The following is a 7,138-nucleotide window of genomic DNA, read 5'->3' as shown; positions in this document are numbered from 1 at the left end:
TTGACACCAAACGGAGTGATGCTTGTGAGCGGCAGGGCCCTGCGCTTGTCTAAACCTTGTCGACTGAGCGGTAGGGCGCGAGCCCTCCGGTATTTCGGGAACGATGAGGGACCGGAGGGCTTGCGCCCTGCCGCTAACACCTCGTAAAACGCAGGGACTAAATGCTTCACAGCGTTGCCCGATGGGGTCGCAGCGAGTTCCAGTCCATAGTCACTTCCGACATCCAAAGGCACTCGACTCCCAATGATCGACGCGTCGTGCGATTGGATGGAATCGTCTTTGAGTAAAAGAACAACACCCTTCAGCCACACGACGCGAGTCACGGGGGAGTCATGCGCCTGCGGATCACTCAATGGGCCACGAGAGATCACGACGGCGACCGCACCAAAACGCTGACGACCAGGGGCCAGAGGATTCAAGAAGCCGGCGTCAGCCTTCCGGGCTGGAGTCCCACGTAACGCACCGTCGCCGCCCAACACCCCAGATCAACCGTCGAAGCGGCAAGCAGTTCGATTGTGTTCAACGTTGACGATCACGCAGTCGCCGCGGACCACTCGCCACTTCAACAAACTCAACCCCGCGACCCACGTGCAGTTTCTGGTTCTGTGTTTTTTCGGGTCTGTGAATTGCAGCCAACTAGCCCGGCGAACGCGGCAAAGAGGCGTGACGTAAGTGACGGTCTCGGAGGCCACAATGAACGAAACGAGAGTCGGTCGGTCTTGCGATCACAAAAATCTGCAAAACCACCCGAGAAGGTGTTTGAATTGGGCAGATTGCCTTGCATGTCCTTCACAACGAACGCGACATGTTCCCAGATCTTCGCGTCGTGTATCACTCGGTCGCCAAACTCGTCTATTGGCTCAAGTCGGTAAGAACACCAAAACATGTCTTCGAATTGAGGATCAAACATCGTGGCGACGCGTCTCTCGTTGCAGTAGATTACAAACATCGGTGCGTCGCGGTCACTGTTCTTGACGTTCGCCATCTTCTCGCGTTTTTCTATTCTTTGTCACAGAACGACAGCGGTAACGGGGCCGCCGACAAAACACTGGGTTTCAAAACTCGCGTCATCGGCGGGGCCCGTTCACCGCTCGGCCATCGTCTTCTGTGAGTGATTCCGGCGACTCTCGTCGCGGGAAAAACATTAGTTTGATGCCCGATGGAAATCCAACGAGGCCAAAAATCAAAAGCGGGTAAGCTACCCACGGTGACGGCATCGTACCATCGAGTTCCAGCGCGATGGCACCGCTCAGATTGACATTCGGATAGAGAGGTGCAAACTGTTCTTGCTGATTCTTGCCGAGGCTTTGAAAGAAATTTGTTGCGACACCCGTGACAGTCTTTCGTTTCAGGACAGCATTTAGTTGTGCAGGATTCTTGATGTGTTTTGAATGGAGAACAACTTTGCGATCGGGCCAAGAGCCATCGGGCAACAGCAACGGTATCCAGACGCGTTGCCAAGTGCCATCGTCTTTTAAGGTGACAATGTGTTTGCCGAACTCGAAGTCCGTAACTGTCAGGTGGACATTTGACGTTCCGTTGACTTTTCCAATGCTGGTGAGCGTGGCACGCTCGGGGAAAACGCTGCCGCGTAGCAGCAGTGACGATTTGTAGCCGCCCATGAGGAGCGCGCCCGTGCCGAGATAGAATAGAATGCGTCCAGGAAACGACATTGCGTAGGAATCGACCTAAGGATTTGACGGGTAACGTCCACCGTTCTCCGCGGCACGGCGAACGACATGGTGTTTTCGATTGACACCGACTCCGCGGCTGCGTGTGCGGGCGGGTGGTTCGCGCGTCCGGCCACGACGACAGTTGGAGTCATCGCTGCTGATGGCCAATCTACTCCATCGGAAACGCCGTGTGACATCGAGAATCCCATTTTACGGTCGGGATGTCAGGCGTTGGGCATTCACGGGAAATAACGGAGAAGAGTTGGTCCATGAAGAATCACCTGCTCAGATTTCAGGTCGTGGACGAGGCAACGCGTTTTCTGCCGTCGGCAGTAAGGGAAGGACTCGTCGCCTCGTCCACTACCGTCTGCGACAGACGCTGGGCGAGGAATCGTCGCCTTGTCCACGACCGTCTACTTCATGCGATAGGGAAGGACTCGTCGCCTCGTCCACTACGGTCTACTTCACGTAGGGACTCGTTGCCTCGTCTACGACCGTCTACGCCAGACGCTAGGGAAGGACTCGTCGCCTCGTCCACTACGGCCTGCGACAGACGCTGGGCGAGGACTCGTCGCCTCGTCCACTACGGTGTACTTCAGTCGCTTGGTGAGACGGGATACTGGCGGCGCGAACGAATGCGGGGTCTCATCAGTCGCGGTCACCTGATCGCCAGCGGGTCCAGGCGTACTTGGCGAATGAACCGAGCCCGGCAAAGTGGTACGTCGGGTCGACGTAGTGCTCGATCACGTAAAACGCGAAGTAGTAGGCTCGGCAAAATGCCCAGATGCAGATGCACAACAATGCGATCTCCGACAACCCCGGAATCCTGGAAATCAGAATCCCGGCGGCAAGCATTCCCAGCGCGAGGAAAAGCGTGCCCTTTGCCCAGATCAGTTTGGGGTTTTGAATGTCGCCCAACAGCGATGGATCGCGCGACGGTTGGCTCGAATGATGGCGTTCGGGATCAGACATAACGGCATGGTACGCAGCCGGTCGCCGTTAGGGTCGCGCCAGGGTCGCCATCGCGGGGTCGCTTTGCCATAGGTACAGGAACGTCGGCATGGTGCTGCGGTCGAGGCCGGGGACGCGGAGCGGGATCAGCGAGCTGAAGACTGGCTGATTGGGCGAGACATCCAACGGCGTGTAGGCGTGGTCGTTTTCGCGTCGATACATCACCACGCGGTCGTCGGGTTTTAATCCGGCTTGCTGCTTGGCCCATTCGATCGCGGTGTCGATGTAGCCGATTCCATCGACCAACCCCATCGACTGGGCTTCGCTTCCGCTCATCACCCTGCCGTCGGACCATTGGTCTTGCGACTCGGCCAGCTTGGGCCGCTTCGATTTGATTTGATCAATCAAACGCTGGTGGAACCCATCGGCGATCCGCTGCAACATCACCAGTTCGTCCGCTTCGATCGGGCGTTCAGGCGTTCCGGCGTCGATTTTTTCGCCACTCTTGATCGGCATCGACAAGACGTTGAACTGCCCCATCGTGTCTTGCAGGTTGTAGAGATTCAAGATCACGCCGATTCCACCGACGATGCTTGTCGGGTGCGCGATGATGGCGTCACAGTGATTGGCCAGATAATAGGCACCGCCGGTTCCGACGGTCATGATGTTGGCGATGATCGGCAGCTGGCGGTCTTGCTTCAGCCGCGCCAATTCATGGCACATCATGTCCGACGCCGTGACGCCGCCGCCGGGCGAGTTGATTCGCAGCACGACGGCTTTGACGTCTTTGTCGTTGCGTATCGCGTCGATCTTTTCATGGAACAGGGCGACCGGATTTTCGCCCATCGAACCGATTCCGCCGACGTTGCGATCGACCAGGAAGTCGTCCACGTCCAAGACCGCAAGTTTCCCATTCCGCGTCGCCTGGCCGGAGACGACGACTGATGTCAGCGGTGTCACGCGGCTGTTGGGGCTGAGACTGACCGTCGTTTTTAACTCGCCCATGTCCATCTTGCCGTCGACGGTCATGTCGCCGGTCATGTTAAAACCGCCAGCCATGTTGACCGCGCCGTTGTGGCGAAACACTTTGCTGCCGCAACCGCTGGAGAGCAACACGAGGAAAAGCAATAGGAGCAGCGTGGAATCGCACCGCCGTCGCGGTTTCGTGTCGGGTTTCAATCGTTGATCAGGAAGGGTTTTCATCACTCTTCCCCTGAGCATTGGTTTCGACACAAGTCGCTTTTTGCCCAAAGTTGTGCACACACCAATGCCCGGAGGGAGGGTGACATCGACTGCACGACGTTCTTGTTGCCGGTCGCGATCCATTGGGCCTTTCCATGTCGGTGGTCGGGTGCAGGTTCATGGGTCGGGTGAATCGACAGCTGGGTTGAAATCGGTGAAACTGGCTCCCGTCGGCCAAACTTTGCTTTTGCCGGTTGCGGACCGTCCGCTGCAACACCAATCTCCCGATTTTGCCTGGCACGATGCGATTTAGCGCGTTAATCCTGAAAAACCTGACTCGCCGCCCGCTGCGGGCCGCGTTGACCCTGATCGCATTGACGATGGCGGTCGCGTCAGTCGTCGCACTGCGGGGGATCGCCAAGGGGTTCACCGAGTCGTTTGCGGCCATCTATGAATCCCACTCGATCGACATCGTCGTCTCCCGCCAGGGCACTGCGGACCGATTGAGCAGCAGTGTCAGCGAAGAGGCGGTCGGGCAGATCGAACGACTCGACGGCGTGGCCCGGGCCGCCGGCGTTCTGCTGGACACACTTTCGCTGGAAGACCAACAGATTTTCGGCGTCCCCACGATGGGCATCGCGGCGGACAGTTGGCTGCGAGAGGATTTCCGCTGGCGCGAGCGACGTTCGGCGGTGGCCGGCTCGGCGGAAACGCCCCCGAAGCAGCTTTCGTTGGGGATCCATCTGGCCGATCGCGCGGGCATTTCGGTCGGCCAGAACGTGATGATTTTCGAAGAGCCGTACGTCGTGGACGGGATTTTCGAAAGTTCCAGCGTTTGGGAAAACGGCTCGATGATCATGCCGCTGGAGCAGCTTCAGGCGATTTCCGACCGCAGTGGGCAAGTAACGTACATCAACGTGGTGCTCGATCGGGCGGTCGGCAGCAAGGACGCGCGATCGATTGTCGACCAAATTCACGCGGTCGACAGCCGCCTGCACGCGATGACGACCGATGAATTCGTGGGGACCGACACACGGATGCAACTCGCGTCGTCGATGGCCTGGATGACGTCGATCATCGCCCTGGCGATCGGAGCGATCGGGACACTCAACACGATGATGACCAGTGTTTTGGAGCGGACGCGTGAGATCGGCGTGCTCCGCGCTGTCGGCTGGCCGCGGCGGCGTGTGATCCGGATGATCGTCTCCGAATCGATCATGCTGGCGTTGCTGGCCAGTTTTTTTGGCGGCGGCCTCGCAATCCTTGCCACCGATGCAATGAGCCGACATCCCGCGGTTCGCGGGGTGCTGGTGCCCGCAATCGACGCAGCGACGTTGTTGGAAGGTACGGTTTTATCGGTCTTTATCGGGCTGCTCGGGGCGCTGTTACCAGCCAAACGTGCCGCTTCGGTAATGCCGACCGAAGCACTGCGAAACTCCTGATGGGCGTCACCGGCGGATCGGTGGCCCAAATTTTGGGCGAGTGGAACGGCACTTGCGGTCCGCAACGGGGGTGGGCAGGCACGGGATTATTTGGAGCCAGGGTTTCTTGAGCCTGGGTTCGTCAAGCATCGCGGCGTCTCTCGCTTCCCCAATCGCTTCAATTTTGTCTGTATGACTTGAGCGATTCCCTCGCTTTCGACGCAGGGAGTGATGCGGCCGACGCGGCAATCCACCTCGCATGAAGGTATTTTGTGGTCGCGACGGCATGCTCCCGACGAGTTCGGCCCCTTACGATTTCTTGACTCTGCACCCTTGAATAAACCCGTGACGACAGATTTTCGCCCGATCGCCATCATCGGAATGGGATGCCGATTTCCAGGTGGCTGCGATTCCCCCGAGAGCTATTGGCAGTTGCTCGAATTGGGACGCGATGCCATCACTTTGACTCCACAAGACCGTTGGAGCCTGGAGAAGTTTTACGCCCCGGGACACGCCCGACCGGGAAAAACCCAAAGTCGCTGGGGGGGCTACATCGACGGGATCGACCAGTTTGATCCGCAGCTGTTTGGGATTTCACCGCGCGAAGCGGCCTCGATGGATCCCCAGCAGCGGATGTTGCTGGAGACGGCGTATCGGGCGACCGAGGACGCCGGGGTGCCGCTCGAATCGATGGCCGGCCGACCGATCTCCGTCCACGTCGGGATCTCTAGCTTTGACTATGCCGTCGGTGCGCTCAGCTACCGTGACCGCGGCGTGATCGGCCCCTACAGCAATACCGGCGGCAGCAGCAGCATCGCTGCCAACCGCATTTCGTATTGTTTTGACTTGCGTGGCGAAAGCGTCGCGATCGATACGGCGTGTTCCTCGTCGCTGATCGCGGTCCACATGGCTTGCCAGAACCTGCAATCGAGTGCCAATCAAATGGCATTGGCCGGCGGCGTCAACGCGTTGATTCTGCCGGACTTCTTCGTCGCCTTCAGCCAGCTCGGAGTGCTTGCACCGGACGGACGCTGCAAGACCTTTGACGCCTCGGCCAACGGCTACGTGCGCAGCGAAGGCGCCGGCATGGTGCTGTTGAAGCGACTCGAAGACGCTGTTGCCGATGGCGATTCGATCTACGCGGTGATTCATGGTTCGGCGACCAATCAAGACGGCCGCACGGACGGATTGACCGTGCCCAGTCAATCAGCCCAGCAAGCTTTGATCGAATCTGCACTGCAATCGGCGGGCTTGGCCGGTGACGACATCAGCTACGTCGAAGCCCACGGGACCGGCACGCCGATCGGCGATCCGATCGAAGCCCGTGCGATCTCCCATTGCTACGGCCGCAGCGGCTCAGACGCCTGCCGCATCGGCAGCGTGAAAACCAATATCGGACACCTCGAAGCGGGTGCCGGGATCGCCAGTGTGATCAAGGTCGCACTGTCCTTGAAGCATCAAACCATCCCCGCGCATTTGAATTTCGAAACGCCCAACCCGGACATTCATTTCGACGCCAACGGATTGCGGGTTCCCCGTTCGACCGAACCGTGGGATTGCGACGGACCACGGTTGGCGGGAGTCAATGGTTTCGGCTACGGCGGGGCGAACGCCCACGTGATTCTGGGACAACCGCCCCAAGAAGTCCCGAAACGTTCAGCGCCAGCGGACGATCACCCGCCGATGTTGCTGCCGATTTCGGCGCACGACAAGACCGCGTTGGCCGAAACCGCGTCACGTCTGGCCGATTGGCTGGACGAACATGATGTTGCCTGTGCCGACGGTGCCGCAACCGCGGCGCGACGACGCAGCCAACACGCTTGGCGCGGCGTGGTGGTGGGACGCGATCGTCACGATTGGGCCCGCCGGCTTCGTGAAATCGCCGGCGATTGCGACACGCATGCCCACCGC

General features: G+C 59.2%; 5 protein-coding genes. 2 read left to right on the top strand and 3 right to left on the bottom strand.

The genetic code is table 11. The features are described from left to right. Positions 1 to 1,067: 1,067 nt before the first annotated feature. The 3 genes from ABX749_RS15555 to ABX749_RS15545 all read right to left on the bottom strand — a co-directional run bounded on the left by ABX749_RS15555 (position 1,068) and on the right by ABX749_RS15545 (position 3,827). Positions 1,068 to 1,673, bottom strand: a complete 606-nt coding sequence (locus ABX749_RS15555; protein WP_372896782.1) for a hypothetical protein — start codon at positions 1,671 to 1,673, stop codon at positions 1,068 to 1,070. A 648-nt stretch (positions 1,674 to 2,321) separates the two neighbouring features. Next, a complete protein-coding gene (locus tag ABX749_RS15550; protein WP_372896781.1) occupies positions 2,322 to 2,645 on the bottom strand; it encodes a hypothetical protein in 324 nt (107 codons plus the stop codon). A 27-nt stretch (positions 2,646 to 2,672) separates the two neighbouring features. After that, complete coding sequence (locus ABX749_RS15545; RefSeq protein ID WP_372896780.1) at positions 2,673 to 3,827, bottom strand: S49 family peptidase; 1,155 nt, start codon at positions 3,825 to 3,827, stop codon at positions 2,673 to 2,675. A 281-nt stretch (positions 3,828 to 4,108) separates the two neighbouring features. Between ABX749_RS15545 and ABX749_RS15540 the strand changes: the two genes are divergently transcribed. Both ABX749_RS15540 and ABX749_RS15535 read left to right on the top strand, forming a co-directional pair. Further along, the gene (locus ABX749_RS15540) at positions 4,109 to 5,248 is read left to right on the top strand and encodes an ABC transporter permease (RefSeq protein ID WP_372896779.1); all 1,140 of its coding nucleotides are present in this window, start codon (positions 4,109 to 4,111) and stop codon (positions 5,246 to 5,248) included. 324 nt (positions 5,249 to 5,572) lie between these two features. Continuing rightward, on the top strand, positions 5,573 to 7,138 hold a 1,566-nt coding region (locus tag ABX749_RS15535; RefSeq protein WP_372896778.1), incomplete at its 3' end, for a type I polyketide synthase.

Source organism: Stieleria sp., from assembly GCF_041595215.1.
Taxonomy (GTDB): domain Bacteria; phylum Planctomycetota; class Planctomycetia; order Pirellulales; family Pirellulaceae; genus Stieleria; species Stieleria magnilauensis.
Note: the sequence above shows the minus strand (reverse complement) of the source record. Positions and strands in the feature narration are given on the sequence as shown.